This window comes from Aquabacterium sp. (assembly GCF_014378415.1).
Classification (GTDB): Bacteria; Pseudomonadota; Gammaproteobacteria; order Burkholderiales; family Burkholderiaceae_C; genus Aquabacterium.
In genome coordinates this window covers 1-15,520 of sequence record NZ_JACMNS010000185.1, presented here as the reverse complement: position 1 = coordinate 15,520, position 15,520 = coordinate 1, and the positions used below count along the sequence as shown (strand labels likewise).

Below are 15,520 nucleotides of genomic sequence, written 5' to 3'. Positions count from 1 at the left end.
GCCAGCATGAAGGCCGGGTAGTCAGGGTGCAAATCATTCAAAGGCAAATCTTGCAGCACCTGCATGGCCGCATTTTGTTTGTCGGGCGTGAGCAGCACCAGGCGCGCTGGCGCCACGGGTATCAAAGGCGATGGCACGCGCACAATCGCTTGTTGGCTGGACCAGCCACCTAAAGCACCTTGCAAAGCCTGGGTCACGGCCTTGGGATCGAAATCACCCACGGCCGCAAACTGAGCCTGGCTGGCGCCAACGAATTTGGCGTAAAAATCACGCACCTGCTCAATTTTCACCGCTCGCCAATCGGCTTCGATCTCGTCAAAGGTCCGGGCATGACGAACATCGCCGCGCGGATACGGATTGCCGTGGCGCGACAAGGCTTCGCTCAAAACGGCTTGCGGTTCCTTGCGCTGCCCTTCCAGGCCCGTCAGGGCTTGACGGCGAATCTCCTCCAACGCATCGGCGGGCAAGCTGGGATGGCGCAGCAAATCGCCCACCAGCTCAATCGCGGCGGGCAGGTTCTCTCGCTTGGTCGAGATGCCCACGCTCAAGGTGCCATCGTCGGCCTGGAAGGACACCTCGGCTTGCAAAGCATCCATCCGGTCCTGCACCTGCTGGCGGCTCAAGGTGCTGCTGCCTTTGTCCAGCAATTCACCCAGGGCCGAAGGCACTTCGCCCCAATTGGCCAGCGACTTTTCATCGCCCATGCGCAAGGTCAGGGTGGCGCGCACGGCCTGACCGCGCGTGGTCTTGGGCAGCAAGGCTACTTTCAAGCCGGGCTCGATGGTCAGGCGCTGGGTGCGGGCGTTGATGTTGGCTGGGCTGGCCACAAAGGTTTCTGCCTGCACACCCGCATCCTGGCCTTTGAAGTCCTTCAGCATGCCCACCACATCGACGCGAGCAGGCGTCGGTGCGCGCACAGGCGTGGCGGTCGGCAGGTACTCACCCACGGTGCGGTTGGACTGCACCAGGTACTGCTGAGCCACGCGCTGAACATCGGCCAGCTTGACCGCCTTGACCCGATCACGGCTGAGGAACATCAAGCGCCAGTCGCCTTGCGCCACCGCGCTCGACAAGGCCACGCCCACGTGCTGCGAATCGGCAAAGCCCATGTCCCAATCGTTCAGCCATTTGGTGCGGGCGCGGTCCAGTTCTTCCTGGGTGATGGGCTCGCGGCCCACCGACTCGACCACGTCCAGCAAGGCTTGGCGAGAAGCCGCCAGATCCTGCCCCGGGGCCAGTTGCGCGCCCATGATCAGGAAGCCCGGATCGGCCAGCGATTGCGAGAAACTGAACACCGAAGCGGCCAGTTGCTGGTCGGTCAGGCGCTTGTGCAAACGGCCCGAAGGGTTGTCGCCCATGATCACTTCCAGCAGCTCCACCGCCGCGAAATCGGGGTGGGCGCCGGGCACCACGTGGTAGCCCGCGTACAGCAGCGGCACGCCGCCCACCCGGCGCAAGGTGACGGCCCGCTCGCCGTCCTGCACCGGGTCCAGCGTGTACAGGGGGGGCAACACGCGCTTGGGCTTGGGGATGATGGCGAAGTACTGCTGCACCCAGGCCAGCACCTTGGACTGGTCGAACTTGCCAGACACGATCAAAGTGGCGTTGTCGGGTTGGTAGTGGCTGCGGTAGAAGGCCTGCAGGTGACTGATGTCCACGCCTTCCACGTCGGCACGGGCCCCGATGGTGGACTTGCCATAGTTATGCCATTGGTACATGGCGGACACGGTTTTCTCCAGCAAGACGCGGCCAGGCGAGTTCTCGCCCATCTCCATCTCGTTGCGCACCACAGTCATCTCGCTGTCCAAGTCCTTGCGCGCGATGAAGCTGTTGACCATGGCATCGGCCTGCCACTCGAGGTACCAGCGCAGGTTGTCGTCGTTGGCGGCAAAGCTGGCGTAGTAGTTGGTGCGGTCGTAAGACGTGGAGCCGTTGGCGCTGAAACCACGTTTGTTGAAATCGCCCCACACTTGGGGATGCCGAGGAGAACCCTTGAACAGCATGTGTTCCAGCAGATGCGCCATGCCGGTTTCACCGTAACTTTCGTGGCGCGAGCCCACGCGGTAGGTCACGTTGACCGTGGTCGTGGGCTTGGAGTCATCCGGGATCAACAGCACCTGCAGGCCATTGGGCAAGCGGAACTCGCGGATGCCTTCCACGGCGGTGACCTGGCTCAGGGCGGTTGGCGAGACCGGACCTTTGGCCTGCGCTGGCGTCATCCAGGCCGTGGCCAAGGCCACACTCAACACAGAAGCAAATACGTTTTTTGATCGGATGGGAGTCATCACGGCGCCGACTGGATCGGATGGTGGCAATGCGATTCAGTGTAGGCGCGGGCCCGAAAGGTTCCCGTTTCAGGCCTTATGCTGCGGGGCGCCACAGCTGTCATCACAAAACTTCACATCAACATGAAACGACGCTCACGTTCAGTCACCGTTTTGACCAGCCTGGCTGGGCTCGTTTTGCTGTCAGGCTGTGGCAAGAATGACGTGACGCCATGGTCGGGTTATGCCGAGGCTGACCTGGTCTATCTGGCCTCGTCGGGCGCGGGCGTGTTGAGCACCATCCAAGTCCAACGGGGCGATGCCGTGTCTGCCGGTGCTGATCTATTCCAGATCGACGCGGCCTCTGAAATCTACGGCAAACAGGCCGCCCAAGCGCAGCAAAACAAGGCGGCAGCCCAATTGGCCGACCTGGGCAAGGGACGTCGTAAGAATGAGCTGAAAGCGATCAAGGCCCAGCTTGAGCAGGCCAAGGCCGCGTTGAACATTTCGGGTGCGCAGCTCAAGCGCAACCGGGATCTGGTGCGCCAGGGCTTCATCACGCCATCCCAGATGGACGAGCTGGAAGCCGCCAAAGCCCGGGACACCGCCCGCGTGCATGAATTGCAGGCGCAACTGGCGGCCGCCAAAGACAGCGCGCGCCCCGACACCGTGGCCGCTGCCAACGCCGAGCTTCAAGCCGCCAAGGCACAGGTATCGCAACAGCGCTGGGCCGAAGATCAGAAGGTGCGTCGCGCCCCCGTTGCCGCGCGCGTGTTCGATGTCCTGTACCGGCTGGGTGAGTGGGTGCCGGCCGGCGCCCCGGTCGTCGCCCTGCTGCCCGACCATGCCGTGAAAGTGCGCTTCTTCGTGCCGCAAGAGGCACTGGCCCAGACCAAGGTGGGCCAGGGCGTGCGCTACAACTGCGATGGCTGCACGGCGGGCACGGCCACCATCCGCTACGTGTCGCCGCAGGCCGAGTTCACGCCGCCGGTGATCTACAGCAACGAAAGCAAGGGCAAACTGGTCTACATGGTCGAGGCCACGCCCGATGACCAATCCACCGACACCCTCAAGCCTGGCCAGCCCCTGAGCGTGACGCCCGCGCCCGCTGCCGCCAAAACATGAGTGAGCCGTCGTCGTCCGACCTGGCCATCGACGTCCGTGGCCTGAGCAAGCGTTTCGGCGATCGCATGGTCGTCGATGGCATCGACATCCAGGTGCGGCGTGGTGAGATCTGCGGCTTCCTGGGCCCCAATGGCAGCGGCAAAACCACCACCATCCGCATGCTGTGCGGCCTGCTGGAGCCCACCGCCGGCCAGGGCCATTGCCTGGGCTTTGACCTGGTCACCCAGTCACGCCAGATCAAGCTGCGCACCGGCTACATGACGCAAAAATTCGGCCTTTACGAAGACCTGAACATTGAAGAGAACCTGTACTTCATTGCCGAGGTTTATGGCATGCCTGGTGGCCGCCAAAAGGTCGAGCAGACGCTGGACCGCCTGGGCCTGACCGAGCGCCGCCATCAACTGGCCGGATCGCTCTCAGGCGGCTGGAAGCAGCGCCTGGCCTTGGGCGCCTGCCTGCTGCACGAGCCCCAATTGCTGCTGCTGGACGAGCCCACCGCCGGCGTCGACCCCAAGGCGCGCCGCGACTTCTGGCACCAGATCCACCTGCTGGCCGCCGAGGGCCTGACCGTGCTGGTCAGCACCCACTACATGGACGAGGCCGAACGCTGCCACCGCCTGGCCTACATCTCCTACGGCAAGGTGCTGACCGCTGGCACCGCCGATCACGTGATCGGCACCTCGGGCCTGAAAACCTGGCAGGTGCGCGGCGATCAGCTCGACAAGGTCATCGGCCTGACCAACCACAGTGACGACTGGATGGCCATTCCCTTTGGCACCTCGGTGCACGTCAGCAGCACCAGCCAGTCGGATTTTGCTGACTGGTTGCGGGCCCAATCGCCACAGCACGACTGGGTGGTCGAAACCATCCCCACCAGCCTGGAAGACGTCTTCATCCACCTGAGCCAGCATGCACAAGACAATTACCGATAAGCCGCTGTCATGGCGCCGCATCTGGGCGGTGCTGCGCAAAGAGTTCGTGCAGATCAAGCGCGACCGGCTGACCCTGGCCATGCTGGTCGCCATCCCCTTGCTGCAGCTGGTGATGTTCGGCTACGCCATCAATGGCGACCCCAAGCACCTGCCCACCGTGGTCGTGGCGCCCGACGCCAGCCCCATGGTGCGCAGCATCATCCGGGCCGTTGAAAACACCGGCTACTTCAACGTCGAGGCCATCGTGACCGAGCAGGAAGCCGAGCGCTGGCTGGCCGAGGGCGATGCGCAGTTTGCATTGGTGTTCCCCTCCGACTTCACCCACAAGCTGATGCGCGGTGAGCGCCCTGCCCTGGCCGTCTACAGCGATGCCAGCGACCCGTCCACCTCCGGCGGTGCTCTGGCCACCTTGAGCCTGCTGCCCAACATCGCCTTGAACGCCGAACTGCGCGGCCCCTTGAGCCGACTGCAGGCCGGCCCCGCCCCGTTTGAGCTGCGCATTCACCGCCGCTACAACGCCGAAGGCATCACCCAGTACAACATCGTGCCCGGCCTGATGGGCATCATCCTGGTGATGACTTTGGTGATGATGACCGCCATGGCCATGACCCGCGAGCGCGAACGTGGCACTCTGGAAAACCTGCTGGCCACCCCCGTCAAGCCACTGGAGGTGATGATCGGCAAGATCATGCCCTACGTGCTGATCGGCTACCTGCAGGTGCTGATGGTCTACATCGCCTCGCGCTGGCTGTTCGCCATCCCGATGTTCGGCAGCCACCTGCTGCTGACCTTGACCGTGCTGGTGTTCATCATCGCCACGCTGGTGGTGGGCTTTTTGTTCTCGACCATCGCGCGCACGCAGATGCAGTCAACGCAGATGACGATCTTTTACTTCCTGCCCAATATTTTGCTGTCAGGCTTCATGTTCCCCTTCCGGGGCATGCCAACCTGGGCCCAGTGGGTGGGCGAGGTCATGCCCATCACCCACTTCCTGCGGGTGGTGCGCGGCATCATGCTCAAGGGCTCCACCTTGGTGGAGATCTGGCCGCAGCTGTGGCCAATGGCACTATTCACCTTGGTGGTGGGCACCATCGCCATGCTGCGTTACCGTCAGACGCTGGACTGAACCGCGCCCGAATTGTGATCAACGTGATTGATCAGCGGCCAGGCTGAACCGGTGGCGCCCGCATCACGCGAACCTTGCCACCTGTCGTCACCAGCAGCACCGCATCGCCGGGCTTGAAAGCCTCATTGCCCTTGGCCTGGATGATGGAGCGGCGCTGGCCGTTGCTCATCTGCAGCAGGATTTCGTTGGCATCTTCGCGGGTGCCATAGCGTTCAGCGGCATTGCCGACCACGCCACCCACCACCGCGCCAATCACCCCCACGATGACTTGCTCGCGAGCGCCCCCAACCGAGGCGCCGCCGACGCCGCCAATGACGGCCCCCGTGGCCGCACCGGCCCCGCTTTGCGAGCCTTCAACCACCACGGGCCGAACATTCAGCACAACGGCATCTTCCACCTGGGACAGGCGCTGCGCGTCGCCCGGCTTGACCACGTCGGGGCTGGTCGTGGAACAGGCGGCCAACACGGCCAAGGTCAGGCCGGTACTGGCGGCGATCAAAAAGCGTTTCATGGGAATGGTCCTCAGCGGCTGTTGAGCCACTTTAACGCATCCCCTGCGCTCAATCCTGGATGCCCAACTCCTGAATCTTGCGCGTGATGGTATTGCGACCAATGCCGAGCTTTTGCGCGGCCTCGATGCGCCGTCCGCGGGTGATCTCCAGCGCGGTGTGGATCAACTGGGCCTCGAACTGGCGGGTCAGTGCGTCCCAGACATCCGTGGCGCCCGACTCCAGCCTGACACGCGCCTCGCGCTCCAGGTCGGACAACCAACTGGCGGGTGCTGCCGCCGACGTGATGGGGGCCGCGCTGGCAGGAAACGAACTGGGCTGCGCGAACGGCGCCTCGCCAGCGCCACCCATGCTGCCACCAGAAGCAGCGGCAGACTGATTGGCAGACGCCATGGCAGCATGGCTGTCCGGCAAGCCGAGCCCGCCCAACTGTGCCACGGGCTCGGGTGGCGCATAGCCCTGCATCGGCGCCGACAGGCTGCTGGGCGCAGAGGGCGCCAAAGGCTGCACGCCCATCAACTCAGGCGGCAAGTCTTTCGACTCGATCACCTGTGAGGGCGCCATCACCGTCAACCAATGGCAGATGTTCTCCAACTGGCGAACGTTGCCGGGAAAGTCAAAAGCGGTGAGCTTGGCCAAAGCCGGCTCGGAGATGCGCTTGGCATCCACACCCAGGTCCTTGCCGCTTTTTTGCAGGAAGAAGCGGGCCAATGCGGCCACGTCTTCACGGCGTTCGCGCAAAGGCGGCAGGCGCAAGCGGATCACGTTCAGGCGGTGAAACAAGTCTTCGCGGAACACGCCCTGGCGCACACGGTCTTCCAGGTTCTGGTGGGTGGCGGCAATCACGCGCACATTGCTCTTGAGCGGGTGGTGGCCGCCCACGCGGTAAAACTGGCCATCGCTCAGCACACGCAACAGGCGCGTCTGCAGGTCAAACGGCATGTCGCCGATTTCATCTAGGAACAAGGTGCCGCCATCGGCTTGCTCGAAACGCCCGCGCCGCATGGTCTGCGCACCAGTGAAGGCGCCGCGCTCATGGCCGAACAATTCAGACTCCAGCAAATCCTTGGGGATGGCCGCCGTGTTGATGGCCACGAAAGGCCCACCGCTGCGCGAACTGTGCTTGTGCAAAGCCTGAGCCACCAGCTCTTTGCCCGAGCCCGATTCGCCCGTGATCAGCACGGTGACATTGCTTTGGCTCAAGCGGCCAATGGCCCGGAACACATCCTGCATCGCTGGGGCCTGGCCCAGCATCTCGGGCATTTGCTGCAGGCGCTCGTCAGCAACATCCTCGCGCACGCTTTCATCAACCGCGCGGCGGATCAGCTCGACCGCCTTGGGCAGATCGAAAGGCTTGGGCAGGTATTCAAAAGCACCGCCCTGGAAGGCCGAGACAGCGCTGTCCAAGTCGGAGTACGCCGTCATGATGATGACCGGCAACCCCGGGAATCGCGCCTTGACCTTGCTCAGCAAATCGATGCCCGAACCACCCGGCATGCGGATGTCCGAGACCAAAACCTGGGGCTCGTCGTCTTCAAGGGCGGCCAGCACATCACGGGAATTCGTGAAGCTGCGCACCGGAAGGTCTTCGCGCGCCAATGCTTTTTCAAGCACAAAGCGGATGGATTGGTCGTCGTCAACGATCCAGATAGGTTTCATGCCGGCCTGTCAGTGTGTGCACCCAATGATCGAATGCTGACAGGGCAGACCGGTCACGGCAAGGGAATCAATAATTTGAAAACCGTGCGTCCTGGCTCGCTCTCGCATTCGATGGTGCCTTGGTGCTGTTGAACGAAGGTTTGTGCCAATGTCAGACCCAGTCCCGAACCACCATCACGCCCCGACACCAATGGGTAGAAGATGCGATCGCGGATGGACTCGGGGATGCCCGGGCCGTTGTCTTCAATATGCAAGACCAGTGCCAGGCGGTGCAATTGGCGGTTGATGGTGACTCGACGCGCCACCCGCGTGCGCAAGCTCAGCAAGGCATCGCCGGTCTGAATCCGGTCCGACAAGGCCTGGGCAGCATTGTGGGCAATGTTCAAAACGGCCTGGATCAGTTGCTCGCGGTCACCTCGGAACTCGGGCAAGGAGGTGTCGTAATCACGCCAGACCTTCAGCCCCCTGGGGAACTCGGCCAGGATCAGCGAACGAACACGCTCACACACCTCGTGCACGTTCACGTCGCCCACCAGGTGCGGCCGGCGGTGTGGCGCCAGCAGGCGATCCACCAGGGCCTGCAGGCGATCGGCCTCGTGGATGATGACCTGGGTGTATTCGGTCAGCGATTTGGATTCCAGCTCCATCTGCAGCAATTGCGCCGAGCCACGGATGCCGCCCAGCGGATTTTTGATCTCGTGCGCCAGGTTGCGGATCAACTCCTTGTTGGCCTGGGCCTGGTCCAGCGCGCGCTCTTCGCGCTCTTGGCGGGTTTGCTGCTCCACCTCCACCAGCTCGATCAACACCAGGTCGGCATGTTCCAGCCGGGTCACAATCACCTGAACGGGCAGGGAATCCACAAAAACGTGGGGATGGCGCTTGAGCTGGGCTTCGATGCGGCTGGTGGCGTATTCGTTGCGCGCCACGGCGCCCACGATGTCCTGCAGCAGCATCGGGTCTTCGAACCAATCAAAGATCGACTCTCGCAGCACACTGCGGCGCGACAGGCCCAACACCTCTTCAAACGCAGCATTGGCGAACAGGCACTGCCCATCAGGCTCGACCACCGCCACCATCGTGGCCAAGTAGTCGAACACATCTAATCCGTTGGGCAGCAGTTTTTGAACTTCGCCAGGGTCCACGGTGGAACCGCCCCGGGCCATGCTGGCGTGGCGCCCGGAATGCGCACCGGCCCTCACTGATGAGGCCGCCTGACTCACTTGCCGCTTCCTGCCGCGGTCAATTCGCGCCTGAGGGCGGCAACATCAGCCTCTTTGCGGGTCACGGCGGCCTTCATGTCATTGACCCGGTCCTGGTACTTTTGAAAATTGCGCTCGTCGCCCTGGCGCTCGGGCTGGCCGTTGTTGTACTGCTTTTGCAGGGCGGCCAACGCTGCTTCTTCCTTCTGGAGTTCAGCCTCCAGGATGCGACGCTTGTCGGCATCGCGGGCCTTCTGGTCATCGGCGGCCACTTTTTCACCACCCGACGATGCGGATGCCGAGCCGCCCTTGGGCTTGATCGACTGGATCACCGTGATGGGCGTGCCTTCCAGCGTCTTGCACCCCTTGCCGATGGCCTCTTTGGCGGACAAGGCATCGGTGTAGAGGTTGCCCGGGCAACGGTAGACCGGTTTGTCCTCTGCGGCTTGCGCGTGAGCAAACCCGGCCAGCAGCAGCGCCACCAAAGCCAGCCCACGAGCGGCAGGGACCAACGAGAAATCCTGGGTCAACGTGTTCTTCCTGTCGTGCATGTCGGGGCGCTCCGGCGTGATTCGGACCAAGTATGCCTTCAGCCCAACACCCTTAACGCTTCAAAAGCAAAAAGGGGCGACCGAAGTCGCCCCTTTTACACACGCCAGAGCGTGATCCCGGGAGGGATCACAGGCTGTAGTACATGTCGAACTCGACCGGGTGAGTGGCCATGCGGAAGCGGGTGACTTCCTGCATCTTCAGCTCGATGTAAGCGTCGATGTAGGCGTCGGTGAACACGCCACCCTTGGTCAGGAACGCGCGGTCCTTGTCCAAATATTCCAGAGCTTGATCCAAGCTGTGGCACACGGTGGGGATCAGGGCATCTTCCTCGGGAGGCAGGTGGTACAAGTCCTTCGTGGCGGCTTCGCCAGGGTGGATCTTGTTTTCCACGCCGTCCAAACCGGCCATCAGCAGGGCCGAGAAACCCAAGTAGGGGTTCATCAGTGGATCGGGGAAGCGGGCTTCCACGCGACGGCCCTTGGGGTTCGCCACGTGAGGAATCCGGATCGAGGCCGAGCGGTTCTTGGCCGAGTAGGCCAGCTTCACCGGGGCTTCGAAGCCAGGCACCAGACGCTTGTACGAGTTCGTACCAGGGTTGGTGATGGCGTTCAGGGCACGGGCGTGCTTGATGATGCCGCCGATGTAGAACAGCGCGTATTCGCTCAGGCCAGCGTAGCCGTCGCCTGCGAACAGGTTCTTGCCATCTTTCCAGACCGATTGGTGAACGTGCATGCCGGAACCGTTGTCGCCAACGATGGGCTTGGGCATGAACGTGGCCGTTTTGCCATAAGCATGGGCGACGTTGTGGATCACGTACTTTTGCAACTGGACCCAGTCGGCGCGCTGGAGCAGCGTGCTGAACCTCGTGCCGATTTCCATTTGACCTGCATTGGCCACTTCGTGGTGATGCACTTCAACGGGAATGCCCAGCGATTCGAGGATCAGGCACATTTCCGAGCGCATGTCCTGGAAGCTGTCGACCGGGGGCACTGGGAAGTAACCACCCTTGACGGCCGGACGGTGACCCGTGTTGCCGTGCTCGTATTCCTTGCCGGTATTCCAGGCGCCTTCTTCGGAGTCGATCTTCGAGAAGCAGCCCGACATGTCGTTGCCCCAGCGGACGCTGTCGAACACGAAAAATTCAGGCTCTGGGCCGAAGTAGGCGGTGTCGCCCAGGCCGGAGGCCTTCATATAGGCTTCAGCGCGCTTGGCCAGCGAGCGAGGATCGCGCTCGTAAGGCTTGCCGTCGGCAGGTTCGACCACGTCGCAAGACAGGATCAGGGTGGGCTCTTCGAAGAACGGATCGATGTTGGCTGTATTAGGGTCAGGCATCAACTGCATGTCGGAGGCTTCAATGCCCTTCCATCCAGCGATCGACGAACCGTCAAAAGCATGGCCCGAAACGAATTTGTCTTCGTCGAAATGCGAAACAGGCACGGTGACGTGCTGTTCTTTGCCGCGTGTGTCGGTGAAACGGAAATCAACGAATTTGACTTCATTGTCTTTCACCAACTTCATCACGTCGGCGACGGTCTTATTGGCCATCAGAAGCTCCTAGCTAGAGGCTTTGGTTGCAAGCAGGGTAATCGAATGAGGATGTTTCCAGATCAGAAACAGCGCGCAGTGTAATAGCAGAAAGCGTGCCGTCTTCAGAGCGATCACCTTTGGAAAATCGGTGATTCGCCAACGAGGCGATGTCACAAATACAGTGCTTCATGCACCCCAACGCACCACGCGACGGGGAACAGCGGTCAAAAAACAGGCGGGTCACGGGCTGGTGAGTGCCGGCAAAGCACCAAATGTGTGCAAAAAAGAATCAAAATTCTCAACGCACCATTATTGGTCCAATTGATGCACCAATTTGTGACAGATTGGTTTGCATCCAAGCGAAGGCCTGCTCGGCATCCCGTGCCACGCCTTTGACGCCCAGTTCAATGTGGCGGCCGTGCACCGGGTGGTCCACGCTGGGCAGACTGAACACGCGAACGCCAGGGAAGCGTTGCTCCAACTCCACCATCATCGGCGTCAGCACCGATTCGGCCATGGCGTAGACGATTACGGAATGCTCGACCTGCCGCTCCTGCCCAAGCAGATCGGCGTGCAACTCGTCCAGTGCCCAAGCCATCATGGGCCAGGCCATGACGGGAAAGCCGGGCAGGAAATGCACCCGCTGGTCGATCGAAAAACCCGGAATCTGGTTGTAGGGATTGGGGACGATGGTGGCGCCTTCTGGAAAGCGGCCCATGTCCAGCCGGCGCAGGGTGTCGGGGTGATCGGGCAAAAAGGGCACGCCTTCCTGGTCGGCCATCGCCTTGCAGCGCGCCAGGATCAGTTCGCGCGCCTGAGGGTGCAGCACCAACTGGCGGCCCCAGGCGGCGCCAGCGCAGGCGCGGGTGTGGTCGTCGGGGGTGGCACCAATGCCGCCGAACGAAAACACCACATCACTGCCAGCCAAGGCGTTGCGCAGCTCGGCGGTGATCTGCTCGGGTTCGTCGCCCACATAGCGGGCCCAGGACAAACGCAGGCCGCGTTCATTGAGCAGTTCGATGGCCTTGACCAGGTGCTTGTCTTCGCGGCGTCCGCTGAGGATTTCGTCGCCAATGATGATGATGCCGATCATGCGGGGTCCAGGATAAGGATTTGAGGGATGGGCGCGGCCGCGCGCAAGTCACGCAGCGCTGCCAAGAGGTAGTGGCTGAACCACAGTGACGAGAAGGCGAACACCAGTGTGTAAACCCAGACCGAAGCCACGATGAGCAAGGGCGCCACCACGATCGAGATGGCGCCCAGCACCGCCCACAGGGCAGTGGGTGCCGCGCCCAGGTAGCCTGAGATCACCCCCATGATCAGCAAAGGCGTGCGGTGCTGTTGCAGCAGGGTGATGCGCTCTTGAACGGTGGCATGCCCAGCCAGCGCGTCAAAGGCCATGACGCGGTAGGTCAGCCAACCCCAGATGAGGGGTGGCAGAACCAGGCCAAACGGCGGGATCAGCCACAGGGGCAAGCTCACCACCATCACCAGCACAGCGATCAGGGTGGCGCCCAGCGACCACCACAAGGAGGTCCACCAGGGTGCCTCGTGACGCACTTCCAGGCCAGCGAAACGGCGCTGCACCACCAGGCGGACCAGCGCGGGCATCATCAAGGTGGCCACCAGCAGCAACGACAACACCACCAGCAGGGGCACCGCCAGCACCACGACGATCAGGGGCGCGATGACCGCGCGGAAACCGGGGGCCCCCACGGTGTCCAGCCAACCCAGCAATGGCTGGCTGATGGCCCAACTGTCCAGGCCCTGGCGCACACCGGCCACGGCGCCTTCCCAGTAAAAATGGGCCAAGCCCACCGACAGCACCGTTGCCACCAACAATGGCAGCAAGGACAGCCAGATCACACGGGGATGCAGGCAGTAGGCCGCCGCGCGCCAGAAAGCATCGATCGTCTTTTGCATGACGACAGGATACCCAAGGTCGGGTTCAACTGCCTTGGAGCAGTCTTTTCAAACCCAGCCACTGTTGGGCCCAAAACCCACGGCCGTAGTCTTTGCCGCCAAATTCCGGCAGTTGATCACGCACGCCGGTGGGCTCCATGGCGAGGTCGGGGCGGGCATTGATGCGGGCGGTGCCAAACACGATGTCCCAAACCGGGAACAGCACCGCGAAATTGCAGCCGCCGAGGGTGCCCGGCGTCGGGCCCTCATGCCCGACACCAATGCCATGGTGAATGCGGTGGAAACGTGGGCTGACCAGCAGGCGTTCGCCCAGCCAGCCAAAGCTCAGGCGGGCGTTGGCGTGGGCCAGGCTTTCCATCAATTGCGTGAAGGCCACGATGGCAATGAATTGCCCGGGCGGTACGCCAATGGCGCGGGCCGTGAACGCGATGATGGTGTCGCGCAGCAAGTCATCGAGCAGGTGGTTGCGGTTGTCGCTCCACATCGTCATCTGGCGCTGGCTGTGGTGCAGCGAATGCAGGGCCCACCAGCGGTTCAGGCCGTGCTGGCCCCGATGGATCCAGTAGTCCACCAGGTCAAACACCACCAGGTAGAGGGCAAAGCTGGCCAGGGCGGTGTCGGTCACGCCGGGCCACCAGCCCTGCATCAGCGCATCCAGCTGGATGCCGTCGATGCCCTGCACGCGGGCAGAACCAAAGACCTCGTCCAGCAAGGGCTCGATGGAAAAGAACATCAGCAGCCTGAACAGGCCCAGGCGGTGGATGAAGGTGTAGACCATGTCCACCCGCACGGCGATGCGGTCGCGCAGGGGCTCGACCGGGCGCCAGCGCTGCAAAGGCGCCAGCAGGCACAGCATCACCAGCAGTTGCAGCAGTCCAACCATCAGCCAGCCGGTGGCCTCGTAGGCGTCTTCCAGCAGGTTGCCCATGCCCAGGCCATAAACGGCGGGCTGCACCAGCGTCTCGAACAGCCATTGCTGGACGTTGCCAAAGGCATCGCTCAAGCCGGGGATGATGTTGACGTCGATCATGGCAAACGCTTCAACGGGGTGCCGTGCCCACTTGCGCGTACACGGGGTGATCGCGCAAGGTTGCAAAGCACAGGCCCTTGGCTTTCAGGCCGGTGATCAAGGGCTCCAGCACCGCGGGGGCCCAACGGTCCTGGCGGGACCAGATGCCCAGGTGCATCAGCAAGATATCGCCGCTGCGCACATCGCGCAAGGCGCGGTCCAGCAAGACCCGGTTGGGATAGCGATCGCTGGACAGCTCGTCGCCCAGAAAACCGGCGGCCGCCCACGGCACGTGCTGCCAGCCGCAGGCCTTGGCGGCCTTGAGCAAGGCGGGTGAGGTTTTGCCACCCGGGGCCCTGAACAGGGCGCGCATGGGCCGCCCGGTCATTAACTCGAAACGGCGCGCGGGCTTGGCCAATTCTGCGCAGTAGTCGGCCGGGCTGAGGTGCAGCTTCTGGCCGGTTTGAGGCCCCGCCGTGGCTTGCAGCAGAAAGCCTTTGGGCTCGTCGGCGCGCCAGATCAGGTGGTCCCAGGTGTGCGAACCAAAATCATGGCCATCGGCGGCCAGGGCTTTCCACCAGAGGGCCCACTGGTCGTCCAGCGTGGTGCCAGCGGGCTTGTCGCCCACGGCCTGGGTGCGCTCGTTGGCCAGGAAGAAGGTGGCCTTGACGTGCTGGCGTTTGAGCACATCGATGATCAAAGGCGCCACGCCCATGTGGCCAGTGTCGATCGTGAGGTAGACCGGCTTGGGGCAGGCCTCATTGGCGAACGCCGTGGCGCCGCACAGCGTGGCCGTCAAGGTGGCGATGGCACAGATCAGACGCATGCCAGGCTCAGCGCATCGGCGCGTGGTCCAGGGTCCACACGCCATGGGGTGATCGGCCCACATTCACCTGCCGCATGACCTTCTTGGCCACGGTGTCGATGAAGGTGACTTTGCGGGCCCAGCGCGAGGTGACCATGATGGTCTTGGTGTCGGCCGACAGGTCCATGCAATCAGGCCCGCCCGGCGCGGGGTAGGTGTCAACTACGGTCAGGGTTTGCAGGTCGATGCGGCTGATGGTGTTGGCCGCGCGGTTGCTCAGCAGCACGTGGCGCTGGTCGCCCCAGGCTCGGAAAGCATGCGCGCCTGCCCCGGTGACGATGCGCTTGACCAGCAACGGCTTGGCGCCGCTGACGTCGTAGACCTCGGCATACGTGTCTCCCGTCAGGCCGATCAGGATGCGCTTGTCATCGGGGGTGATGAAGATGTCGGCGGGCATCTTGCCCACGGGCACTTTCCAACGCGGCGCCTGCGTGGCCAGGTCGATGGCGATCAACTCATCGCTGTCCTGCATGGTCGAATAGACCACGGTGCTTTTGCTGTCGATGTTGAGGTGGCTGGGCGTCTTGCCGGTGGGCACGCGCTTGGCCAGGGTCAGGTCAAAACCGCCACCTGCACGCGAGGTGACGCGGTAGATGTCAACATGGTTGAGGCGATTGGCCGTGGTCACGAACCACTTCATGTCGGGCGAAAAGCGCAACTGGTAGGGATCGGCGATGTTGTTGATGACGCGCTGGACTTCGCCCGTCTTGGGGTCGATCAGGGTCAGCGAATCGCTCAGGGCGTTGGCCACGATCAGTGACTTTTCATCCGGCGACAGGTACAAGTGGTGCGGCTCTTTGCCCGTGGGCACGCGCCGGATCTCTTTGAAG

The 15,520-nt window shown here is 62.8% G+C and carries 14 protein-coding genes; 3 read left to right on the top strand and 11 right to left on the bottom strand.

The genetic code is table 11. The features are described from left to right. Positions 1–2,240: M16 family metallopeptidase (locus tag H7225_RS16365; protein WP_290663736.1), on the bottom strand; the 2,240-nt coding region annotated here is incomplete at its 3' end. Positions 2,241–2,408: 168 nt separating this feature from the next. Between H7225_RS16365 and H7225_RS16360 the strand changes: the two genes are divergently transcribed. The 3 genes from H7225_RS16360 to H7225_RS16350 are packed head-to-tail and all read left to right on the top strand — an operon-like array spanning position 2,409 to position 5,447. Beyond that, positions 2,409–3,389 carry an HlyD family efflux transporter periplasmic adaptor subunit gene (locus H7225_RS16360; protein WP_290663734.1) on the top strand — a complete coding sequence of 327 codons (981 nt, stop codon included), beginning with the start codon at positions 2,409–2,411 and terminating at the stop codon, positions 3,387–3,389. After that, positions 3,386–4,321, top strand: a complete 936-nt coding sequence (locus H7225_RS16355; RefSeq protein ID WP_290663732.1) for an ABC transporter ATP-binding protein — start codon at positions 3,386–3,388, stop codon at positions 4,319–4,321. Before H7225_RS16360 ends, H7225_RS16355 begins: the two co-directional genes overlap by 4 nt. Next, positions 4,299–5,447 (top strand): ABC transporter permease, encoded by a 1,149-nt coding sequence (locus H7225_RS16350; protein ID WP_290663730.1) that lies wholly within the window; start codon positions 4,299–4,301, stop codon positions 5,445–5,447. The genes H7225_RS16355 and H7225_RS16350 overlap by 23 nt, the downstream gene beginning before the upstream one ends. Positions 5,448–5,478: 31 nt before the next feature. On the opposite strand, the gene H7225_RS16345 is transcribed toward H7225_RS16350, so the two are convergent. The 10 genes from H7225_RS16345 to H7225_RS16300 all read right to left on the bottom strand — a co-directional run. Continuing rightward, positions 5,479–5,958 (bottom strand): hypothetical protein, encoded by a 480-nt coding sequence (locus H7225_RS16345; RefSeq protein WP_290663728.1) that lies wholly within the window; start codon positions 5,956–5,958, stop codon positions 5,479–5,481. A 49-nt stretch (positions 5,959–6,007) separates the two neighbouring features. Beyond that, entirely contained in the window at positions 6,008–7,615 is a 1,608-nt protein-coding gene (ntrC, locus tag H7225_RS16340) for a nitrogen regulation protein NR(I) (protein WP_290663726.1), read from the bottom strand. 53 nt (positions 7,616–7,668) lie between these two features. Then, the gene (gene glnL / locus H7225_RS16335; protein ID WP_290663724.1) at positions 7,669–8,835 is read right to left on the bottom strand and encodes a nitrogen regulation protein NR(II); all 1,167 of its coding nucleotides are present in this window, start codon (positions 8,833–8,835) and stop codon (positions 7,669–7,671) included. Further along, positions 8,832–9,365: a hypothetical protein gene (locus H7225_RS16330; RefSeq protein ID WP_290663722.1), complete on the bottom strand. Its 534-nt coding sequence runs from the start codon at positions 9,363–9,365 to the stop codon at positions 8,832–8,834. The genes glnL and H7225_RS16330 overlap by 4 nt, the downstream gene beginning before the upstream one ends. A 127-nt stretch (positions 9,366–9,492) precedes the next feature. Beyond that, positions 9,493–10,911, bottom strand: a complete 1,419-nt coding sequence (glnA, locus tag H7225_RS16325) for a type I glutamate--ammonia ligase (protein WP_290663720.1) — start codon at positions 10,909–10,911, stop codon at positions 9,493–9,495. 280 nt (positions 10,912–11,191) lie between these two features. Then, a complete protein-coding gene (locus H7225_RS16320) occupies positions 11,192–11,986 on the bottom strand; it encodes a molybdopterin-binding protein (protein WP_290663718.1) in 795 nt (264 codons plus the stop codon). Continuing rightward, entirely contained in the window at positions 11,983–12,816 is an 834-nt protein-coding gene (locus H7225_RS16315) for an EI24 domain-containing protein (RefSeq protein ID WP_290663716.1), read from the bottom strand. Before H7225_RS16315 ends, H7225_RS16320 begins: the two co-directional genes overlap by 4 nt. 25 nt (positions 12,817–12,841) lie before the next feature. Beyond that, complete coding sequence (locus tag H7225_RS16310) at positions 12,842–13,846, bottom strand: sterol desaturase family protein (RefSeq protein WP_290663714.1); 1,005 nt, start codon at positions 13,844–13,846, stop codon at positions 12,842–12,844. Positions 13,847–13,856: 10 nt separating this feature from the next. Further along, a complete protein-coding gene (locus H7225_RS16305) occupies positions 13,857–14,651 on the bottom strand; it encodes a polysaccharide deacetylase family protein (RefSeq protein WP_290663712.1) in 795 nt (264 codons plus the stop codon). Positions 14,652–14,658: 7 nt separating this feature from the next. Then, positions 14,659–15,520, bottom strand: an 862-nt coding sequence (locus H7225_RS16300) for a YncE family protein (RefSeq protein ID WP_290663710.1), incomplete at its 5' end; no start/stop codon positions are given.

What these genes read in the sequence shown, in the direction of transcription:
- H7225_RS16360 (WP_290663734.1), top strand. Translation starts at nt 2,409, where the DNA reads ATGAAACGACGCTCACGTTCAGTCACCGTTTTGACCAGCCTGGCTGGG.
- H7225_RS16355 (WP_290663732.1), top strand. Translation starts at nt 3,386, where the DNA reads ATGAGTGAGCCGTCGTCGTCCGACCTGGCCATCGACGTCCGTGGCCTG.
- H7225_RS16350 (WP_290663730.1), top strand. Translation starts at nt 4,299, where the DNA reads ATGCACAAGACAATTACCGATAAGCCGCTGTCATGGCGCCGCATCTGG.
- H7225_RS16345 (WP_290663728.1), bottom strand. Translation starts at nt 5,958, where the DNA reads ATGAAACGCTTTTTGATCGCCGCCAGTACCGGCCTGACCTTGGCCGTG.
- ntrC (WP_290663726.1), bottom strand. Translation starts at nt 7,615, where the DNA reads ATGAAACCTATCTGGATCGTTGACGACGACCAATCCATCCGCTTTGTG.
- H7225_RS16330 (WP_290663722.1), bottom strand. Translation starts at nt 9,365, where the DNA reads ATGCACGACAGGAAGAACACGTTGACCCAGGATTTCTCGTTGGTCCCT.
- glnA (WP_290663720.1), bottom strand. Translation starts at nt 10,911, where the DNA reads ATGGCCAATAAGACCGTCGCCGACGTGATGAAGTTGGTGAAAGACAAT.
- H7225_RS16320 (WP_290663718.1), bottom strand. Translation starts at nt 11,986, where the DNA reads ATGATCGGCATCATCATCATTGGCGACGAAATCCTCAGCGGACGCCGC.
- H7225_RS16315 (WP_290663716.1), bottom strand. Translation starts at nt 12,816, where the DNA reads ATGCAAAAGACGATCGATGCTTTCTGGCGCGCGGCGGCCTACTGCCTG.
- H7225_RS16310 (WP_290663714.1), bottom strand. Translation starts at nt 13,846, where the DNA reads ATGATCGACGTCAACATCATCCCCGGCTTGAGCGATGCCTTTGGCAAC.
- H7225_RS16305 (WP_290663712.1), bottom strand. Translation starts at nt 14,651, where the DNA reads ATGCGTCTGATCTGTGCCATCGCCACCTTGACGGCCACGCTGTGCGGC.